Origin of the sequence: Rugamonas violacea, assembly GCF_016461825.1 — a bacterium.
In the GTDB taxonomy this organism is placed as follows: Bacteria; Pseudomonadota; Gammaproteobacteria; order Burkholderiales; family Burkholderiaceae_D; genus Rugamonas.
Window position 1 is genome coordinate 24808 of the sequence record NZ_JAEMNU010000083.1, and the last position, 18656, is coordinate 43463.

Consider the following 18656-nt stretch of genomic DNA (forward strand, 5'->3'; position numbering starts at 1 on the left):
TTATTCTGCTTGGTCGTTGGACTGCGGCGCTTCGGCCGCCTCGATCGCCTCGATCCACTGCTGGCGGGCGTGCTGGGCATTGCTATAAACGGCGGCCAGCGCGGCGCCGTCGCCGGCGGCCAGGCTGGCGCGCAGGCCGCTCAATTGTGCCATGTAGGCGTCCAGCTCGGCCAACAAGGCGGCCTGGTTGGCCAGGCTGATGTCGCGCCACATCTCCGGCGAGGAGCCGGCGATGCGGGTGAAGTCGCGGAAGCCGCTGGCGGCGTACTGGAACAGCAGGTCGGCGTGCGGCTTCTTGGCGATGTCGTCGACCAGGGCGTAGGCCAGCAGGTGCGGCAGGTGGCTGACCGCCGCGAACACCTTGTCGTGCTCCTGCGGCGTCAACTGGTGGATGACGGCGCCGCAGGCACGCCAGGCGGCGGCGACGCGTTCGATGTCTTGCGCGCGGTTTTCCGCCAGCGGCGTCAACACCGTCTTCTTGCCCAGATAGAGGTGGTCGATGGCGGCGTCCGGTCCATTCGACTCGCGCCCGGCGATGGGGTGGCCGGGCACGAACTGGCCGACCTTGTCGCCCAGCGCGCGGCGCGCCGCCGCCACCACGTCGCCCTTGGTGCTGCCGGCGTCGGTCACCACCGTGCCGGGCCGGAGGTGCGGCCGCAGCGCGGCCAAAATGGACTCGGTCTGCGCCACCGGCGCGGCCAGCAGCACCAGCTCGGCGCCGGCCAGCGCGGCGGCCAGGTCGGTCGGCGCGTTGCCGCTGGCGACATCGATGATGCCCAGCGCGCGCGCCCGTTCCAGCGCGGCCGTCGAACGGCCGACGCCGACCACGCTGGCGACGGCGCCGGCCTTGCGCAGCGCCAGCGCGAAGGAGCCGCCGATCAGGCCGACGCCGCAAATGACGATCTTGTTCAACACGATATTTTCAATCCCGTTCGAGGTGGTCGTACTTCAGGGAGCTTCGAGCTTCCCGAATCCGTCATTCCCGCGCAGGCGGGAATCCATACTTCGCATGCAGTCCGGCGCGCCATGGGTTCCCGCCTGCGCGGGAACGACGGGGTTTTAGATGGGCTCAGGTCAGACTCAGCGGGTAGGAACCCAGCACTTTGAAGAAGGCGGCGTTTTCCTGCAACTCGGCCAAGGCACGCGCCACGGCGGCGTCGTGGACATGGCCCTCGACGTCGACATAGAAGTAGTACTCCCAGGTGCCGATGCGCGCCGGGCGGGACTCGAAGCGGGTCATCGACACGCCGTGCTTGGCCAGCGGCGCCAGCAACTGATAAACGGCGCCGGCCTTGTTCGGCACCGCCAGCACCAGCGAGGTCTGATCCTGACCCGACGGGTTGGTCTGCAGATGGCCGACGATGGCGAAGCGGGTGCGGTTGTGCGGGTCGTCCTGGATGTGCGCCTTGACCACGCCCAGTTGGTACTGCTCGCCCGCCATCTCGCTGGCGATCGCCGCGATGCTGGCGTCGGCGCTGGCCATGCGCGCCGCCTCGGCGTTGGAGGCGACCGCGCGCCGCTCGATGTTCGGGTGGTTCAGGTTCAGCCACACCTGGCACTGCGCCAGCGCCTGCGAGTGGGCGCAGATCACCTTGACGCCGTCCATGCCGCCGGTCTTGGTCATCAGGCTGTGGTGCACGGCGATCGCCACCTCGCCACTGATCAGCAGCGAGGTTTGCAGCATCAGGTCGAGCGTGCGGTTGATCGCGCCTTCGGAGGAGTTCTCCACCGGGACCACGCCGAAGTCGGCGGTGCCGGCCTCGGTGGCGCGGAACACCTCGTCGATCGAGGCGCAGGGCAGGCCTTCGACGGCGCTGCCGAACTGCTGGTAGACGGCCTGCTCGCTGAAGGTGCCGGCCGGGCCGAGGAAGGCCACGGTGACGCGCTTTTCCAGCGAACGGCAGGCCGACATGATCTCGCGGAAGATGGTCTGCACCTCGTGGTTGCCCATCGGGCCGGGGTTGCGATCGGCCACGCCGCGCAGCACCTGGGCTTCGCGCTCGGGGCGGAACACCGGTGCCTTGGTCTCGGCCTTGACGTGGCCGACTTCCTGCGCCACCTTGGCGCGGCGGTTCAGCAGGTCGAGGATTTGCGCGTCGATCGAATCGATCTGCTCGCGCAAGGGTTTCAATTTATCAGTCATGGTGTGCGTAGTGTCAGTGTCGTTGTGCCGGAGCGCGAGCGGCTGCCCGGCCGCCCCGGCCTTTGATGGTGCGTGCGGCGCTGGAGGGGTATCAGCGGCCGGCAAACTCGTTCAAATAATCGACCAGGGCTTGTACGCCCTCGATTGGCATCGCGTTGTAGATCGATGCGCGCATACCGCCGACGGACTTGTGGCCCTTCAGTTGCAGCAGGCCGCGCTGTTTGGCGCCGGCCAGGAATGCTTCGTTCTTGCTTTCGTCGCGCAGGTAGAATGGCACGTTCATGCGCGAGCGGTATTCTTTGGCGACGCGGTTCTGGTAAAAGTCGTCGGCGTCCAGGGCGGCGTACAGCAGCTCGGCCTTGGCGATGTTGCGGCGCTCCATCGCGGCCACGCCGCCCTGCTGTTTGAGCCACTGGAACACCAGGCCGGCGATGTAGATCGCGTAGGTCGGCGGCGTGTTGTACATCGACTCGTTGTCGGCGACGATCTTCCAATCGAAGGCCGACGGGCAGATCGGCAACGCCTTGCCGAGCAGGTCTTCGCGCACGATGACCAGGGTCAGGCCGGCCGGGCCGATGTTCTTTTGCGCGCCGCCGAAGATCACCCCGTAGCGCGACACGTCGACCGGGCGCGACAAAATATGCGAGCTCATGTCGGCGACGATGGTGGCGCCGGCCGGCAGTTCCGGCACGAAGTCGTACTCGACGCCGTCGATGGTCTCGTTGGTGCAGATGTGCAGATAGGCGGCGTCCGGCGTCAGCTTCCACTCGGACTGCGGCGGCACGCCGGTGAAGGCGCCGGCCTGGCCGCTGGCGGCGACGTTGACCTTGGCGTAGCGGGCCGCCTCCTTGATCGACTTGCCCGACCAGGAGCCGGTGTGGACGAAGTCGATGCTGGCCGGCTGCGCCCTGTGGCCGACCAGGTTGAGCGGCACGATGGCGTTCTGCGCCAGTCCGCCGCCCTGCATGAAGAGGATCTTGTAGTTGGCCGGCACGGCGAGCAGCTCGCGCAGGTCGCGCTCGGCGGCCTGGTAGATCGAGATGAACTCCGGGCCGCGATGGCTCATTTCCATGACGGACATGCCGCTGCCGTGCCAGTCGAGCATGTCGGCGGCGGCTTGCGCCAAGACTTCTTTCGGCAAGACGGCGGGGCCGGCGGAGAAGTTATAGATGTGCGTCACGGGCTATCCTTATGGTTGGGTTGCGCTTATTTCTCGACCTTGTCGGCCGCTTCGGCTTTGCCGGCCGCTTCGGCCTTGTCGGCCTGGTCGGCCGCCTGCAGCTGCTTCATCAGCGGCGCCATGCGGCGGGCGACGACGCGCTGGCCGATCTGCATGCCTTCGGCCATCAGCTTGGGCGACAGCGCCAGCATCTTGGCGCCCAGCGCGCTGCGGTAGAACACCGACAGCTGCTCGATCTCGGCGACGTTGAAGTTGGCGGCGTACAGCGGCGCGATCTCCTCCATCATCTCGTCGACCAGCTTGGGATCGCTGAGGAATTCCTGCAGCGCCTTGACCACGGCGGGCAGGCGCGCCTCGGCCTTGACGATGGCGACCTGCTTGTCCTGCGGCCCGAGCTGGGGATTGGCGTTGATGCCGGCCTCCATCGAGTTGCGCATCATGGTCGGCAGGTTGTGGGTCATCTGCTGCATGCCGGCGCTCATCAGGGCGCGGTAGTTCATCGCCACGAACAGCTCCTTGACGGCGGCGGCGGCGGCCGGCTCGATGGGCTTGGCCGGCGCGGCGGCGGCAACTGGCATGGCGGCCGGGGTGTTCTGCGCCCGGGCCGGCGCGCCGGCCAGCAAGAACAAGGCGGCGACGCTGGAAATACTTGCTGCGACGAATTTTTTCATGTTGACTGGCGGAATACTCCGCGTTGCGAAGAGGTTGCTGAAAGAAAAACGGGGCCAGTGTTTATTGTCGCATCATTCCGCGAAAAAAACCCTGACCCCGTCCGCCCCGGCCGCGCTGGGCGCCGGGGCATGCTGTGTTGCGCTTATTCCGGCGCGGCGTCCGACACGGCATCCGGCGCGGCGTCCTCGCCCTTGGCGTCCGGACCCGGCTCCAGCTCGACCTCGTCGATATCGGTCTCGACGATGCGCTGCAGGCCGGACAGCTTGGTGCCGTCCTCGACCGCGATCAGGGTCACGCCCTGTGTCGCGCGGCCCATCTCGCGAATCTCCGAAACGCGGGTGCGGATCAGCACGCCGCCGGTGGTGATCAGCATGATCTCGTCGGTGGTCTCGACCAGCGTGGCGGCGACGACTCTACCGTTGCGCTCACTGGTCTGGATCGCGATCATGCCCTTGGTGCCGCGGCCGTGGCGGGTGTACTCGGTGATCGGTGTGCGCTTGCCGTAGCCGTTCTCGGTGGCCGTCAATACCGACTGCTCCTCGTTCTCGGCCACCAGCAGGGCGATCACGTGCTGACCTTCCTCCAGGTTCATGCCGCGCACGCCACGGGCGTTGCGGCCCATCGGACGGACGTCGTTCTCGTCGAAGCGCACCGCCTTGCCGGAGTCGGAGAACAGCATCACGTCGTGCTGGCCGTCGGTCAGCGCGGCGCCGATCAGGAAGTCGCCGTCGTCCAGGTCGACCGCGATGATGCCGGCCTTGCGTGGATTGCTGAAGTCCTTCAGCGGCGTCTTCTTGACGGTGCCCAGGCTGGTCGACATGAACACGTAATGGTCTTCCGGGAAGGTGCGGTTGGCGCCGGACAGCGGCAACACCACGGTGATCTTCTCGTTGTCGGCCAGCGGGAACATGTTGACGATAGGCTTGCCGCGCGAATTGCGCGAGCCCTGCGGCACTTCCCACACCTTCAGCCAGTACATCCGGCCACGGTTGGAGAAGCACAGGATGTAGTCGTGGGTGTTGGCGATGAACAGCTGATCGATCCAATCCTCTTCCTTGGTCGCCATGGCCTGCTTGCCGCGGCCGCCGCGCTTCTGCGCGCGGTACTCGGAGATCGGCTGCGACTTCATGTAGCCGGTGTGCGACAGGGTGACCACCATGTCCTGCGGCGTGATCAGATCCTCGGTGCCCAGGTCGGTGGCGTTGTGCTCGATGCTCGAACGGCGCACGTCCTTGTTGCCGGCGCCGTATTCGTTCTTGGCCAGGGTCATCTCGTCGGTGATGATGACGGTGACGCGCTCCGGCTTGGCCAGAATGTCCAGCAGGTCGGCGATTTCCGCCATCACGTCCTTGTACTCGTTGACGATCTTGTCCTGTTCCAGACCGGTCAGGCGTTGCAGACGCATCTGCAGAATCTCCTGCGCCTGGTCGTCGGACAGCTTGTACAGGCCGTCGGCCTGCATGCCGTAGTGCTTCGGCAGGTGCTCGGGGCGGAAGGCTTCCACGCCGCCGACGGTGCTGCCTTCGCCGGTGCGGGCCAGCATTTCACGCACCAGCGACGAATCCCAAGGACGCGCCATCAGTTCGGACTTGGCCAGCGGCGGCGTCGGCGCCGCCTTGATGATGGCGATGAAGTCGTCGATGTTGGCCAGCGCCACGGCCAGGCCTTCGAGCACGTGGCCGCGCTCGCGCGCCTTGCGCAGCTCGAACACGGTGCGCCGCGTGACCACTTCGCGGCGGTGCGCCAGGAAGCATTGCAGCATCTGTTTCAGGTTCAGCAGGCGCGGCTGGCCGTCGACCAGCGCCACCATGTTCATGCCGAAGGTGTCCTGCAACTGGGTCTGCTTGTACAGATTGTTGAGCACCACTTCCGGCACTTCGCCGCGTTTCAGTTCGATCACCACGCGCATGCCCGACTTGTCGGACTCGTCGCGGATGTCGGAAATGCCTTCGAGCTTCTTGTCGCGCACGTTCTCGGCGATACGCTCGAGCAGGGACTTCTTGTTGACCTGGTAAGGCAGCTCGTCGACGATGATGGCGGTGCGGCCGCCGTCCTTGCCGTATTCCTCGAAGTGGGTCTTGGCGCGCATCACCACGCGGCCACGGCCGGTGCGGTAGCCGTCGCGCACGCCGGAAACGCCGTAGATGATGCCGGCGGTCGGGAAGTCCGGCGCCGGGATGATCTCGATCAGCTCGTCGATGGTGCAATCCGGATTGCGCAGCACGTGCAGCGCGCCGTCGATGACCTCGGTCAGATTGTGCGGCGGGATGTTGGTCGCCATGCCCACGGCGATGCCCGACGAGCCGTTGATCAGCAGGTTGGGGATCTTGGTCGGCAGGACGGTCGGCTCTTTTTCCTTGCCGTCATAGTTGGGCTGGAAGTCGACGGTGTCCTTGTCGATGTCGGCCAGGATCTCGCTGGCGATCTTGTCCAGACGGCACTCGGTGTAACGCATCGCGGCGGCGCTGTCGCCGTCGACCGAGCCGAAGTTGCCCTGGCCGTCGACCAGCATGTAGCGCAGCGAAAAGTCCTGCGCCATCCGCACCAGCGTGTCGTAGATCGAAGCATCGCCGTGCGGGTGATACTTACCCATGGTCTCGCCGACCACGCGGGCGCACTTGACATAGGGACGGTTCCACACGTTGTTCATTTCGTGCATCGCGAACAGGACCCGGCGGTGCACCGGCTTGAGGCCGTCGCGCACGTCCGGCAAGGCGCGGCCGACGATCACGCTCATGGCGTAATCGAGGTAGCTCTTGCGCATCTCTTCTTCGAGGGAAATAGGGATTGTTTCTTTTGCGAATTGATCCATTGGCGGGTCGACTGATCTTTGACTGTGGTTAACTTATCTTTTAAGCAATGAATGCCGCACTGAAGCATGCCTGAGCCGTCCCGCCGGCGCGCCCCGGGGGCCGCGTGCTGGACAGTCAAGCCTGCGATTTTAGCATGCGCGCCCGGCAACTAGCGCATTTCCGCCTTGCGCCGCCGCGCCCCGGCCGTTGCCGGCGGGAACGGAGCCAGCGCCGGCGCGGCGCGGCGCGCCGCGCGGCGGCGCCGACCGCCTCCATGCCCTGCCGCCACCCCGCCGCGCTCCCGTCCGACTCTTGTGCATAAGGCACGGATGTAATCGCGATGACACAATTTTCGCTTATGATCCTCCTTCGCGTTGCAACAAAACAACATTTTGGTCGGAATCGCAGCGGGTTTGATTTACCCCCGAACGTGCGGCAAGATCGCGTGTGGCAAAATGGACTGGAAGTCAATTGCTTGTTTCGCAATCGGGAGACCGTCGCGATTTGCTGCGTGATGGTAGAATTCGCCCCATGCATCACTACGTCGCGCAGTTTTTCTGCGGATATCACCCCCCGAAAGGAAGAAAAATATGAAGAAACTTATTTCGATTTTGGCTGTGTCGGCCGCATTTGCAGGTTCGGCAATCGCTCAAACTCAACCGACCACCCCGCCGTTCGCTCCTGTGACCCAGGACATCAAGGCCGCCACCCCGAAAAGCGCTTACGTGCAGGACGCCCGTGGCGTCATCGCCCGTGACCCGTTCGGCCTGTGCTGGCGCACCGGCTACTGGACCCCGGCCGATGCCGTTCCAGGTTGCGATCTGCCACTGTGCAACGAAGGCGAAAAACTGGAAAACGGCAAATGCGTCGCTCCAGCACCAGCGCCAGCCGCTCCGGCACCGGCACCGGCACCAGCTCCTGTCGTCGCGCCAGTCGTGATCGCACCGACCTCGGAAAAAGTCAGCTTCGCCGCCGACGCCCTGTTCGACTTCGACAAAGCCGTACTGAAGCCAGAAGGCAAAGCCAAGCTGGACGACCTGACCTCGAAACTGGGCAGCATCAAACTGGAAGTCATCATCGCTGTCGGCCACACCGACTCCGTGGGCACCGATGCTTACAACCAAAAACTGTCGATCCGTCGCGCTGAAGCCGTCAAGGCCTACATCGTGTCGAAAAACGTCGAAACCAACCGCGTTTACACCGAAGGCAAGGGCGAGAAACAACCAGTGGCAGACAACAAGTCCGCTGAAGGCCGCGCCAAAAACCGTCGCGTTGAAATCGAAGTCGTCGGCACCCGCGCCAAGTAATTGACGCAGTGGCCAGGCCGGTCCGCTCCCCGGAGCGCCGCGCCCGACACATCAACCCCGCCTCGTGCGGGGTTTTTTTTGGCCCGCCGCCGGCGCGGCGCGGCGGTTTTTTTAGCCGCCCCGCTTGGGAACGGGACGATTTGCCGTTATTATTCACCCCATGAACGCCGACCCCCTAGAACTGCAAAAATTCAGTGAGCTGGCCCACCGCTGGTGGGACCCCACTTCCGAGTTTCGTCCGCTGCACGAAATCAATCCGCTGCGCCTCGAGTGGATCAACGCGCGCGCCCCGCTGGCGGGCAAGAACGTGATCGACATTGGCTGCGGCGGCGGCATCCTGAGCGAATCGATGGCGCGCAAGGGCGCCCGCGTGACCGGCATCGACCTGGCCGAAAAAGCCCTCAAGGTGGCCGACCTGCACAGCCTGGAATCCGGCGTGCAGGTGCGCTACAAGCTGATCGCCGCCGAGGACATGGCGGCGCAGGAGGCCGGCCAGTACGACGTGGTGACCTGCATGGAAATGCTGGAACACGTGCCCGACCCGGCCGCCATCGTGCGCGCCGCCGCCAGCCTGGTCAAACCGGGCGGCCAGGTGTTCTTCTCCACGCTGAACCGCAACTTCAAGGCCTACCTGTTCGCCGTGCTGGGCGCCGAGTACCTGCTGCGCATGCTGCCCAAGGGCACCCACGACTACGAGAAGTTCATCACCCCGGCCGAGCTGTCGCAGTTCATCCGCAGCGCCGGCCTGGAGCTGAACGGCATGAAGGGCCTCGGCTACAATCCGCTGAGCAAGCTGTATTCGCTCAACGACGACACCAGCGTCAACTACATGGTCGCCACCAGCCGAGCGCTGTAAGCCGCCCAACACGAGGGCGGCGCACGCCGCCCCCCTCCTATTTCGCCCCCTTCCGCCACCGCCGCCATGAGCCTTCCGACCACCCCGCCCCGCGCCATCCTGTTCGACCTCGACGGCACCCTGGCCGACACCGCGCCCGACCTGGCCGCCGCCGTCAACCTGCTGCGCACCGCGCGCGGCCTGGCGCCGACCGACTACGCGCTGCTGCGGCCGACCGCCTCGGCCGGCGCGCGCGGCATGATCGGCGCGGCCTTCGGCCTGAAGCCGCAGGACGAGGGCTTCGTCGCCCTGCGCGACGGCTTCTTCGACAACTACCAGGCCGCCATCGCCGTCCACAGCAGCCTGTTCGACGGCGTCGCCGAGCTGCTGGCCGGCATCGAGCAGGCCGGCCTGGCCTGGGGCATCGTCACCAACAAGCCGGCCCGTTTCACCGACCCGCTGCTGCCGCAGATCGGCCTGCAGCACGCCGGCTGCGTCGTCTCGGGCGACACCACGGCGCACGCCAAGCCGCATCCGGCGCCGCTGCTGGAAGCGGCCAACCGGCTCGGCCTGGCGCCCGAGCAATGCTGGTATGTCGGCGACGACCTGCGCGACATCCAGGCCGGCAGCGCCGCCGGCATGCGCACGGTGGCCTGCGGCTGGGGTTACTGCGGCCCGCACGAGCCGCTGGACTGGAACGCCGACCATCTGCTGGCCAGCCCGCTGAGCCTGCTCGACCTGCTGCGCCAGAGCCTGGCCGCCAGCGGCGCGGCATTGGCCGCCTGAGCGGCCGCCTGGTTGGCCGCCTGAGCGGCCGCCTGGTTGGCCGCCTGGTTGGCCGCCTGAGCGGCCGCCTGGTTGGCCGCCTGGTTGGCCGCCTGAGCGGCCGCCCACGTTGCGCATGCCGTACCCGGCTGGTCGTCCCGACAAGCCGAGCGCGGCCACTAATTCTGCCGTTGCCCCGCCCCCTCATCTACGTATAATCACGTATCTTTCCGCATGCCATCGTCCGCGCCCGCCGGCGCCGCCGACCGAATTAACATGCAACAAGTGGTGTTGTTAAAAAACATTTCCCCCTTGTTTATTCGCCCAGCACCGTTAGAATAACGCCAAGTTTCGCCATTGTGGCCCGCGCCCCCGCCCTGCGCCGGCCACTCGCATTGCGGCGTCAGATAAGCCACTACGGCAAGAGGTAATTGCCGAGTGGAAATATCACCGAGTCCGTACTATACTGAGACAAGTAGTAAAAAATGCCAACCCCAAACCCTGGAGCATTGACCATGACAAGCGATTATCCCGACCTAATCGCGGACATCCCCGAGCCCTACAGCGAGCTGATGCCGGACATGCCGGTGCGCACCAGCGCGCCGCAGACCTGGAACGTCACCGTGGCTGACGCCAAATTCCATTGGTACGACCTGATCGCCGGCTTCCCGGCCGTGCCGGACATCCGCGACCCGGTCGGACGCTATCTGCGCCGCATGCAGTTCGACCTTGAGGCGGCGGTGGAGAAGCGGCTGATCTATTGCGTGGTCAACCGCCCGATCATTCGCCTCGACCCCAGCCGCAGCGTACAGTGGGGCTTCTTCTCGCTCAAGCTGACGCTGCCGGTGCTGGTCGGCGTCGAGCAGAAGCGCGACACGCTCACCATCGAGCTGAGCGTGCCGATGGCGGCGACGCTGAAGAAGCCGTCGGTGTCGCTCAACGAGCGCTTCGTCACCTTCAATTGGGGCGGCTTGATCGAGGCCCGTTCCATCCACGACATCCTGCAGGACTATCCCAACCAGTTCACCGCGCCGAGCACGGTGCGCTACGTCGGCCAGACGCGCGACCCGGCCGGCCGCCTGGCCAAGGCCCGCCTGACGGCGGTGCAGCGGGTGCACCAGAAGTACAGCGAGGACCAGGACACGCTGCTGCTGGTGCAGCGCATGAGCGTCGAAGTGCTGTCCGAGCAGGGCGACCCGGCCGAGCTGTCCGCCAATCAGAACGCGGTGGCCGCCGACGCGCTGCAGAAGGACCGCATGGACCTGGTCGAATGCACGCTGATCCGCTACTTCGAGGGCGAGCAGATGCGCGGCCGCCTGGAGCCGGAACTGCAGATGCGGCGCGAGCGGGTGCGCGAGATCGGCGCCGCCAACAATCTGCAGCAGTTCCGCATCGACCTGCGCCTGGAGGGCGCCGACAACTACCACGACCTGATGTCCGAGCATGCCGCCATGTCGCGCAGCCACGTGCTCGACTGCCGCATCGTCGACGGTGAAATCGCGATCACCCGCGTGCCGGACAAGGCCGCGCCGGCCGGCAAGCACTAGGCGCCGCGCGCCAAGTCCAAGCCGACGCCGCCCGGTCCGAGCGCCGGCGGACGCAAAAACCACCCCAAGAGCAAGAGCCGGGGTCGGACCCCGCGGGGTCCGACCCCAGTTTGCGTCCGGGGTTTTCTCGCCTCGCCCCTATGCCGCCGCGATCCTGCGGCCGCCGGCCAGTTGCACCTGGTTGCGGCCCAGCTGCTTGGCGCGGTACATCGCCTTGTCCGCCGTGCGGATGAACATCTCGGCGCTCTGCCGCTCGTCCGGCGCCAGCGTCGCCACGCCGATGCTGACGCTGACGCAGCCGATCGGCGACTCGGCGTGCGGCAGACCGGCCTGCTCCAGCGCCAGGCGGATGCTCTCGGCCAGCGCGGCGGCCGTCTCCAGGTCGGTGTCGGCGGCCAGCATGACAAACTCCTCGCCGCCATAACGCGCCGCCAGATCGCCGGCGCGGCGGGCGTGCGCCTGCAACAGGCGGGCCACCCGCAACAGACAGGCGTCGCCCTCCTGGTGGCCGTAGAAATCGTTGTAACTCTTGAAGAAATCGACGTCGATCATCAGCAGCGTCAGCGGCTGGCCGCAGCGGCTGGCGCGGTGCAGCTCGGCCTCCAGCACGGCGTCGAAACGGCGCCGGTTGGCGATGCCGGTCAGGCCGTCGGTCATGCTCAGCGTGGCCAGCTTCTCGTTGGCCAGCTCCAGCTCGTGGGTGCGCGCCGCCACCCGGCTTTCGAGCTGCTCGTGGGCCTGGCCGATGTTGCCGGCCATCTCGTTGAACTTGCGCGCCAACTGGGCCAGCTCGTCGCGTCCCGTGTAGTCCATGCGCAGGCCGTAGTTGCCGCCCTCGGTGGCGCGCATGATGCCGGCCAGCTTCTCCAGCGGCGCCGAGATCGAGCGGGCGATCAGGTAGGCCAGCGCCAGCGCGACCAGGAAGCAGGCCAGGCCGATCAACAGGATCTTGTCGCGCACCGACTGGGCCTGGGCCAGCAGGCTGTCGTTGGGCAGCGTGCTGACCACGTACCAGTTGGTGCGCGGGATCTGCGTGTAGGCGGCGCGGAAGCTGGCGCGGCCACGGCCGTCGGCCGCCACGTCCTCGTAGGCGGCGAAGCCGGCGGACTGGCCGTGGCGCAGGCTGGCGCCCACCTCGGCCAGCAGGCCGGCCGCCAGCGGCGCGCCGTTGGGCCGCTCGCGCGCCTGCACCACGGCGCTGCCGTCGCGGCCGTCGAGGATGAAGATGTCGCTGCCCTCGCCCAGCTGGACGTTGTCGAAGATGCCGGCGAAGTACAGCGGCCGCACGCCGAGGAACAGGCTGCCGGCCAGCCGGTTGTTGCTCTTGAAGTAGACTTGGCGCAGCATGACGAGGCTCTTCTGGCCGCCCCACAGTTCCAGCGCGCCCCAGTGCGGCCGGCCGTGGCGCGGCGGCGCGGCGGCGGCGAAGCGCTCCATCGTGCCGCCCAGCTGGCCCAGCACCTGCGGGTCGAGGATGCGGTTGTCCTTGTCGAGGAAGTACTTCTGGCTGACGTCCTCGAAGGAGCCGTAGCTGTCGAGCAGGATCTTGGTCAGCTCGGCGCGGGCGCGGCCCTTCTCGGCGGCGTCGTCGACGGCGTAACGCGCCAGCGCCGCCTGCACCCCGTCCGACAGCACCAGCGCCTCGCTGGCCGTTTCCACCTCGGCCATCTGCAACTGCACGTTCTTGGCCACCTGCTTGACCACCTCGGTGGCGAACAGGCGGGTGCGCCGCTCGATCTCGCGGCTCGACTCGGCATAGGAGATGTAGCCCGACACCAGCAGCGGCAGCAGCGACAGCAGCGACAGCAGCACGAAGGAGGCGATCAGCCGGTGGCGGATCGACAGCGCGCGCAGCAAGGTGGTGAGACGATTTTCCAACGACAAGCGCATGCTCGAACTTTCGAAAAAATGCCGGGCGCGGTGGCCTCAGCGGTTGTCCTGGTCGGCCGCCGCCCGCACCGAGGCGTCCAGCGCGGCCGCCGCCTGGCGCGGCGTGGTCTTGCCGGCCAACACATCGTGCAACAGCGCGTGCACCAGCTCGATGGCCGGCGCCGGCAGGAAGGAATAATACGGGCCGCTGGTCTGCGCCGCCGCGCCCACGCTCGCCGCGTAGGCGGTGATCTGCGCATCGTTGACCACCGGGCCGGGCACCCGCTTCATCGGCGGCAGGTTCTGCCGCTTGTTCTGCTGCAGCGGGAAGCCCGGGCCGAAGATGAAATCGAGGAACAGCAGGGCCTCCCGCTGGTTGCGAGTGGCGCAGACGGCGAAGCCGGTCTCGCTGCCGACCACCGGCACCACGGCGCGGCCGGCCGCGTTCCATGGCGGCACGAACACGCCGCTGGCGAAGCGCTGGCTGGCCATCAACCGGCCGGCCGCCCAGGTGCCGTGGAAAGCCATCGCCACCTTGCCCTCGGCGAACAGGCGGATGCCCTCGTCGTAGCCGGTGTTGAGGAAATTCTTCTGCACGTAGCCGCGCTCGGCCAGCAGCTTGATCTTGGCGAAGATGTCGGCCGCCGCCTCGGTGTTCAAGTCGAGCTTGCCGGCGGTCAGCGCCTCGCGCCAGCCCGGCCGGCCGGCCGCCACGTTGTTGGCGAAGCCGAAGCTGAACGGGCCGTTGCCCAGCATGTTGGGAAAGCCGGCGTCGAACATCAGCGGCGTGATGCCGGCCCGTTTGAGGCGTTCGCACAGCGCCAGGAACTCGTCGAAATTGGCCGGCAGCCGCTCGACGCCGGCCTGGCGGAACAGCGCCTTGTTATAGTAGATCAAGGTCGCCGCGACACCGCCGGCGACGCCGAAGCGTTTTTTTTCGCGCGAGGTCCAATCCGGCTTGAGCACCTCAAGCATATTGTCCCAGGCGGCGCTGTGGCCGACGTCGACCAGCATGCCCTGGTCGGCCAAACCGGCGGCGTAGGCGTTGGGGTTGACCGAGACCAGGTCGGGCAACTGATTGGCCGCCACCTTCGGCTTCAGGTTCTCCTCCACCGAGTTGCCGATCATGAACTGCAGGTCGACCTTGATGTCCGGATGGGCGCGGCTGAAAGCGGCCGCCACCTGGTGCATCTCCTGCGGCCAGTCGGGCGCCCAGACCAGCGCCGTGATGGTGACCGGCGGCGCGCGCGGCGGCGCGGCGGCCTGCTCCGTCCGGCCGCAGGCGGCCAACGCCAGCAGGCAGAACAGTGCGGACAAGCGCGGCGCGCAGCGGAGGAACGTCAACATTTCTATGCTCGCAACTATCCAGGTTGGGGGGCGGTGGCAGGCCCGGCGGCGCACCGCAAGGGCCGAGGCCGGCTTGCGGCCGGACAGGACTCATTGCATGCTAGTAACTACAGATAAGCAAAAGATTACACCAAAGTTTGCCCCAGACAAACTGGGCGAAGCATTTTAGCCGGCCAAAATGCACAGCGCGGCGAGGCTGGGCGGGGCATTCGGCATGGTCGCCGATAAGCGCTGCAGGGACGTGTGGAATGCGCTACAATGGAGGTTCTGTGGGGACGACCTGGTTTCGACGTGGGTTGCAAAGCAGCGCAGGGCATACCGAGGGCTGGCTACCTCGTAAATACAACCAGAAAAAACTTAACTGCAAACGATAACTCGTACGCACTGGCAGCTTAATTGCTGTTAGCTCCACAACGCTTCTTCCCTGGGGCGGGCCGTTAAAAGCTGTGGAGTCATTTACAGGGAATCGCGCTATAACGGGTCACTTGAAGTAGCGTTAAATCTAAGGTGAATCGTCTGTCCAAAGCGTGCACATCCGCGTTGTACAGGCTAAATTAAATGATAGTGCTAAGTATGTAGAACTGTCTGTAGAGTGCTTGCGGACGCGGGTTCGATTCCCGCCGTCTCCACCACCGAATAAAAACAAAGCCCCGCCGGGCGTAAGCCCGGCGGGGCTTTGTTTTTATTAGGGGTGTTCGCCTGGCGGGAATCGAAACCGCGTCCGGCACGGGCGCGGGGCTTTTGCGGGGCAGTCGGCGAGCGCAGCTCGCCGCCGCAAAAGCGGCTTCGCGCTTGCAAGCGCGAAGCCTCTCCGATTCGTCCGACTAAAGACTGCGGGCGGGCTGGCGGCTCCACCGCCGTTAAAAAATCGCCGAAGGCGATTTCCCTCAAATTTCCAACAGGAAATGATGCAAACCCACATCAAGGCCCGCCGCGCAGGCGGGAACCTCTGCTGAGCCAATGGGCATGCGGGGTATGGATTCCCGCCTGCGCGGGAATGACAGTTTTTCGAGGTTCCCTAAAGACTGCGGGCCGGCGCCCCCCCTCCTCAGCAGGTCCTCGTCATGATCGATTAAAAGAAATCTTGGCGCGCAAACATCACCGATGGCGGATATTTTTTTACAATACGAAAATTAAGTTGCCTTTCGGAAATTTTCGACCTATGATGAGTTTATCAACAGACTTAAACCCCGTCTAAAGTTGCACTTATCATAATCGATCGATATGCTCATCAACGAACACACTGCCGTGCCCATCCGTAAAGGACCGCCACGGCCACAAGATGCGATAGCGCCCATCCCGGCCGCCGCCAGCTCGCATGAAATGACGAGCGAAGACGAGATCGGCGATACCCTGACTCTGCTGGCCGCGAGCGGCGATGCGATCTCGATGTACGTGAGCGGCACCCGTGAGGCGGTGCTTGGGCGCATTCTATCGGTCGATCCCGATTTGCCGCATTTCGTGATTGAATTAAACGAAGGTGCGACCTTAACGCCTGGCAAGATCACCTTTGTCGCCGTGCTGCGCACCGCGAAGCTGCAATTTCGCCTGTCCAACATGGATTGGAACTCGGTTCCCGGCAGTCCCCAACTGATCCCGATGGTATTCCCGGAAGTCTGCCTGGTGCTGGACCGCCGTTCCTCGGAGCGAGTGGAAACGCCGCTGGGCACCAATTTCACCGCCTCGTTAGAGACCCACGGCACCTTCTACGAGTGGTCGGTATACGATTTCTCGCTAGGCGGGATCGGTCTGCGCTGCTCAAAGAGCGAAGCGAAGGGTTTGCTCAAAGGCCGCAAACTGCCGGATGTGCAACTGGAACTGGGAGAGGAAACCGTCCTCGTCACAGAACTGGAAATCCGCTTCACGCGCGCCTTCCGTTCCTTCCTGCTGGGCGAACAGATCCATATCGGCTGCACGTTCAGCAATATGACGCCAGAGGTCGAAAGCCAGATCAAGAGTCTGATGGATCAGCTAGACCATGCCCATCGGCAGCGCTGAAGATCGCCGCGCCACTGTCCATTGCGCGATCGATCCAGCGCCCGCCACCCTCTTCTCAGTGCCTTAGCTATTTCGCACAGCCCCAACTCGCACCTTCCCCACGGCCTGCATCGCCGGCGTATCCATCCCCGGATCGCCCCGCAAATAAGCCCTCAGCATGGGCAATGAATCCAGCCCCCAGAACAACTTGCCGTCCACGCAGATCGTCGGCACACCGAAGACGCCCCCCTCCGCCGCCTGGCCAGTGTTCTCCCTCAAGCGCGCCTTGATTTCCGCCGCATCCATGCGCAGGGCCGCCTCGGCTTCCGTCACGCCCAAGCGATCCAGCATGGCCTGCCAAGCCTGCGCGCTATCCGGATCGCACCCAGTGGTGTAGAGCTGCTCGAACACGACGGAAACCACTTCCGGCGTAGTCCCCAAGGCGAGCATCAGCCGCAGGTAGCGCAACGGATTGAACGGATGCACCGACGGCATGACAAATGGCATGCCCTGCTGTTGTGCGGTCCACGTGCATAGTTCGTAAGTGAACTGGCGCTTGCTCTCAATCTCCGCCGGCCCCTTGGTGCCAAAGGTGTTGAGCAGCCCGGCAAACAGCACCGGGCGCCGCTCCAGCGTGATCGGCAGGGGATCATTGCGCAAGGCATGGTCCATCAAGCATGCCCATGGCGAGATCACATCAAAGTAGAAAACACCATGGGATTTGAGTTCTGCGGTGGTCAAAGAAGTCTCCTTATTTGTTTATTTGAATTTTTTACATAATTTTTTAACAATAACGCATTTTTTGACATCCTGGCCCCATAAATACGCATCCTGTCCAAAACACGCTTGAGCTTCCTTCGTACATTCTTACACTGGCCCCACTTCGACGATCAGACCCGCTCCGACAACACAAGGAAGAATACAACATGGAAAAATGGACAAAATGGCTATGCAGCGTCATCGTGACAGTACCGTTGGCGGCGCAGGCACAGGTCAATTTGAAGGGACTCGATCGCGACATGGCCGGACCACGGGCACAAATACTGGTGCTGGGCACCGTGCATCTAAGTGGCATGGCGGCGGGCTTCAATCCCGCATCGTTGGACGGCGTGCTCAATCGGCTGGCGGCGTTCAAGCCCGACATCATCACCATCGAGACCGAGTCCGGCGAGGAATGTGATCTGGCCGCGCGCCACGCCGCAAAGTACGGCGCCGATTACTGCGCCCCGACTGACGCGGCGCTGGCCGCCACCGGGTTGGACGTGCCCGCCGCCATCGCCGAAGTGGACAAGACGCTCCAGACCTGGCCCGCGCAAGCGACACCGACACAGCGGCGCCGCCTCGCCGCCTTGTTCCTGGCGGCGAACGACCGCGCCTCGGCCTATGTGCAGTGGTTGCAACTGCCCGCCGGCGAGCGCCGCGCCGGCGACAGCTTGAACGCCGCGCTGGTGGAGCTGCTCGGCAAGATCGAAACGCGCAACAACGAGAATTACCAGCTGGCCGCGCGCCTGGCCGCGCGCCTCGGCCTGCAGCGGGTCCACGCCGTCGACAACCATACCGGCGACCACATCGACGTGCCGGACATCAAGGCCTTCGTGCGCTCGATCGAAGCGGCCTCGGCCGCGGGCGCTGCGGCATTGAACGAGCGCAAGAAACAAGAGGATGTCCTGGCGCAGGCAGCCGAGCTGCTGCCGCTGTACCGCTATCTCAACGAGCCGGCCGGCCTGCAACTCGCCGCCGAGGCCAACGTCGGCCCGGCCATGCGCGCCAAGTCGGCGGAAGGCTATCCGCAGATGTGGGTCGCCGGCTGGGAAATCCGCAACCTGCGCATGGTCGCCAACATCCGCGAAACCTTCCGCGAACGTCCCGGCGCCCGCGTCCTGTCGATTGTCGGCGCCGCCCACAAGCCGTGGTTCGACGGCTGGCTCGGCCAACTGCAGGGGGTCGACATGGTCGACGCGGCAGGCCTGCTGAAGTAAGCCGCGAGCGCGGCAGCCCGGCCCGCCGAGGCGGTCTGGCACTGCGGCAAACTTGCCATTTCACGCAAGAAGCGCGTCCAATACAACAAATTCGCAACAGATTCACGCACTTGGACGGCGTTGCGGCCGCGTCCGCCGCAACGCCGCGCCGCCCCAACCGTATAATTTCACCATGCGGCGCCGTGCCGCCACCGAGCCGCCCTTCGCGTCGGCGCACTGAGGGGCGCACTGTTGCTGCATCGA

The 18656-nt window shown here is 65.2% G+C and carries 14 protein-coding genes and 1 other RNA gene; 7 read left to right on the plus strand and 8 right to left on the minus strand.

Annotated elements, in window-relative coordinates:
• From H7U20_RS16085 to gyrA, 5 genes are all read right to left on the minus strand, one after another.
• Positions 1-915 carry a prephenate dehydrogenase gene (locus tag H7U20_RS16085; RefSeq protein ID WP_199760167.1) on the minus strand — a complete coding sequence of 305 codons (915 nt, stop codon included), beginning with the start codon at positions 913-915 and terminating at the stop codon, positions 1-3.
• 154 nt (positions 916-1069) lie between these two features.
• Positions 1070-2143 carry a prephenate dehydratase gene (pheA, locus tag H7U20_RS16090; RefSeq protein WP_199760168.1) on the minus strand — a complete coding sequence of 358 codons (1074 nt, stop codon included), beginning with the start codon at positions 2141-2143 and terminating at the stop codon, positions 1070-1072.
• Positions 2144-2234: 91 nt separating this feature from the next.
• Complete coding sequence (gene serC / locus H7U20_RS16095; RefSeq protein WP_199760169.1) at positions 2235-3323, minus strand: 3-phosphoserine/phosphohydroxythreonine transaminase; 1089 nt, start codon at positions 3321-3323, stop codon at positions 2235-2237.
• Positions 3324-3349: 26 nt separating this feature from the next.
• Positions 3350-3994 (minus strand): DUF2059 domain-containing protein, encoded by a 645-nt coding sequence (locus H7U20_RS16100; protein WP_199760170.1) that lies wholly within the window; start codon positions 3992-3994, stop codon positions 3350-3352.
• 143 nt (positions 3995-4137) lie between these two features.
• On the minus strand, positions 4138-6807 hold the full coding sequence (gene gyrA / locus H7U20_RS16105) for a DNA gyrase subunit A (protein ID WP_199760171.1): 2670 nt from the start codon (positions 6805-6807) through the stop codon (positions 4138-4140).
• A gap of 570 nt (positions 6808-7377) precedes the next feature.
• Between gyrA and ompA the strand changes: the two genes are divergently transcribed.
• The 4 genes from ompA to H7U20_RS16125 all read left to right on the plus strand — a co-directional run bounded on the left by ompA (position 7378) and on the right by H7U20_RS16125 (position 11241).
• Entirely contained in the window at positions 7378-8094 is a 717-nt protein-coding gene (gene ompA / locus H7U20_RS16110) for an outer membrane protein OmpA (protein WP_199760172.1), read from the plus strand.
• A 160-nt stretch (positions 8095-8254) separates the two neighbouring features.
• A complete protein-coding gene (gene ubiG / locus H7U20_RS16115; RefSeq protein WP_199760173.1) occupies positions 8255-8950 on the plus strand; it encodes a bifunctional 2-polyprenyl-6-hydroxyphenol methylase/3-demethylubiquinol 3-O-methyltransferase UbiG in 696 nt (231 codons plus the stop codon).
• A 66-nt stretch (positions 8951-9016) separates the two neighbouring features.
• Positions 9017-9715, plus strand: a complete 699-nt coding sequence (locus tag H7U20_RS16120) for an HAD family hydrolase (RefSeq protein WP_199760174.1) — start codon at positions 9017-9019, stop codon at positions 9713-9715.
• Positions 9716-10209: 494 nt separating this feature from the next.
• Positions 10210-11241 (plus strand): hypothetical protein, encoded by a 1032-nt coding sequence (locus H7U20_RS16125; protein ID WP_233410802.1) that lies wholly within the window; start codon positions 10210-10212, stop codon positions 11239-11241.
• Between the two features lie 138 nt (positions 11242-11379).
• On the opposite strand, the gene H7U20_RS16130 is transcribed toward H7U20_RS16125, so the two are convergent.
• On the minus strand, positions 11380-13119 hold the full coding sequence (locus H7U20_RS16130) for a sensor domain-containing diguanylate cyclase (RefSeq protein ID WP_233410803.1): 1740 nt from the start codon (positions 13117-13119) through the stop codon (positions 11380-11382).
• 48 nt (positions 13120-13167) lie between these two features.
• On the minus strand, positions 13168-14457 hold the full coding sequence (locus H7U20_RS16135; protein WP_199760176.1) for an ABC transporter substrate-binding protein: 1290 nt from the start codon (positions 14455-14457) through the stop codon (positions 13168-13170).
• A 271-nt stretch (positions 14458-14728) separates the two neighbouring features.
• Between H7U20_RS16135 and ssrA the strand changes: the two genes are divergently transcribed.
• Both ssrA and H7U20_RS16145 read left to right on the plus strand, forming a co-directional pair.
• Positions 14729-15089, plus strand: a transfer-messenger RNA (tmRNA) gene (gene ssrA / locus H7U20_RS16140).
• A 592-nt stretch (positions 15090-15681) separates the two neighbouring features.
• The gene (locus H7U20_RS16145; protein WP_199760177.1) at positions 15682-16455 is read left to right on the plus strand and encodes a flagellar brake protein; all 774 of its coding nucleotides are present in this window, start codon (positions 15682-15684) and stop codon (positions 16453-16455) included.
• A 63-nt stretch (positions 16456-16518) separates the two neighbouring features.
• Here H7U20_RS16145 and H7U20_RS16150 read toward each other — a convergent pair whose 3' ends face one another.
• The gene (locus tag H7U20_RS16150; RefSeq protein ID WP_199760178.1) at positions 16519-17175 is read right to left on the minus strand and encodes a 2-hydroxychromene-2-carboxylate isomerase; all 657 of its coding nucleotides are present in this window, start codon (positions 17173-17175) and stop codon (positions 16519-16521) included.
• 185 nt (positions 17176-17360) lie between these two features.
• Between H7U20_RS16150 and H7U20_RS16155 the strand changes: the two genes are divergently transcribed.
• Entirely contained in the window at positions 17361-18413 is a 1053-nt protein-coding gene (locus H7U20_RS16155; RefSeq protein ID WP_199760179.1) for a DUF5694 domain-containing protein, read from the plus strand.
• Positions 18414-18656: the final 243 nt, after the last annotated feature.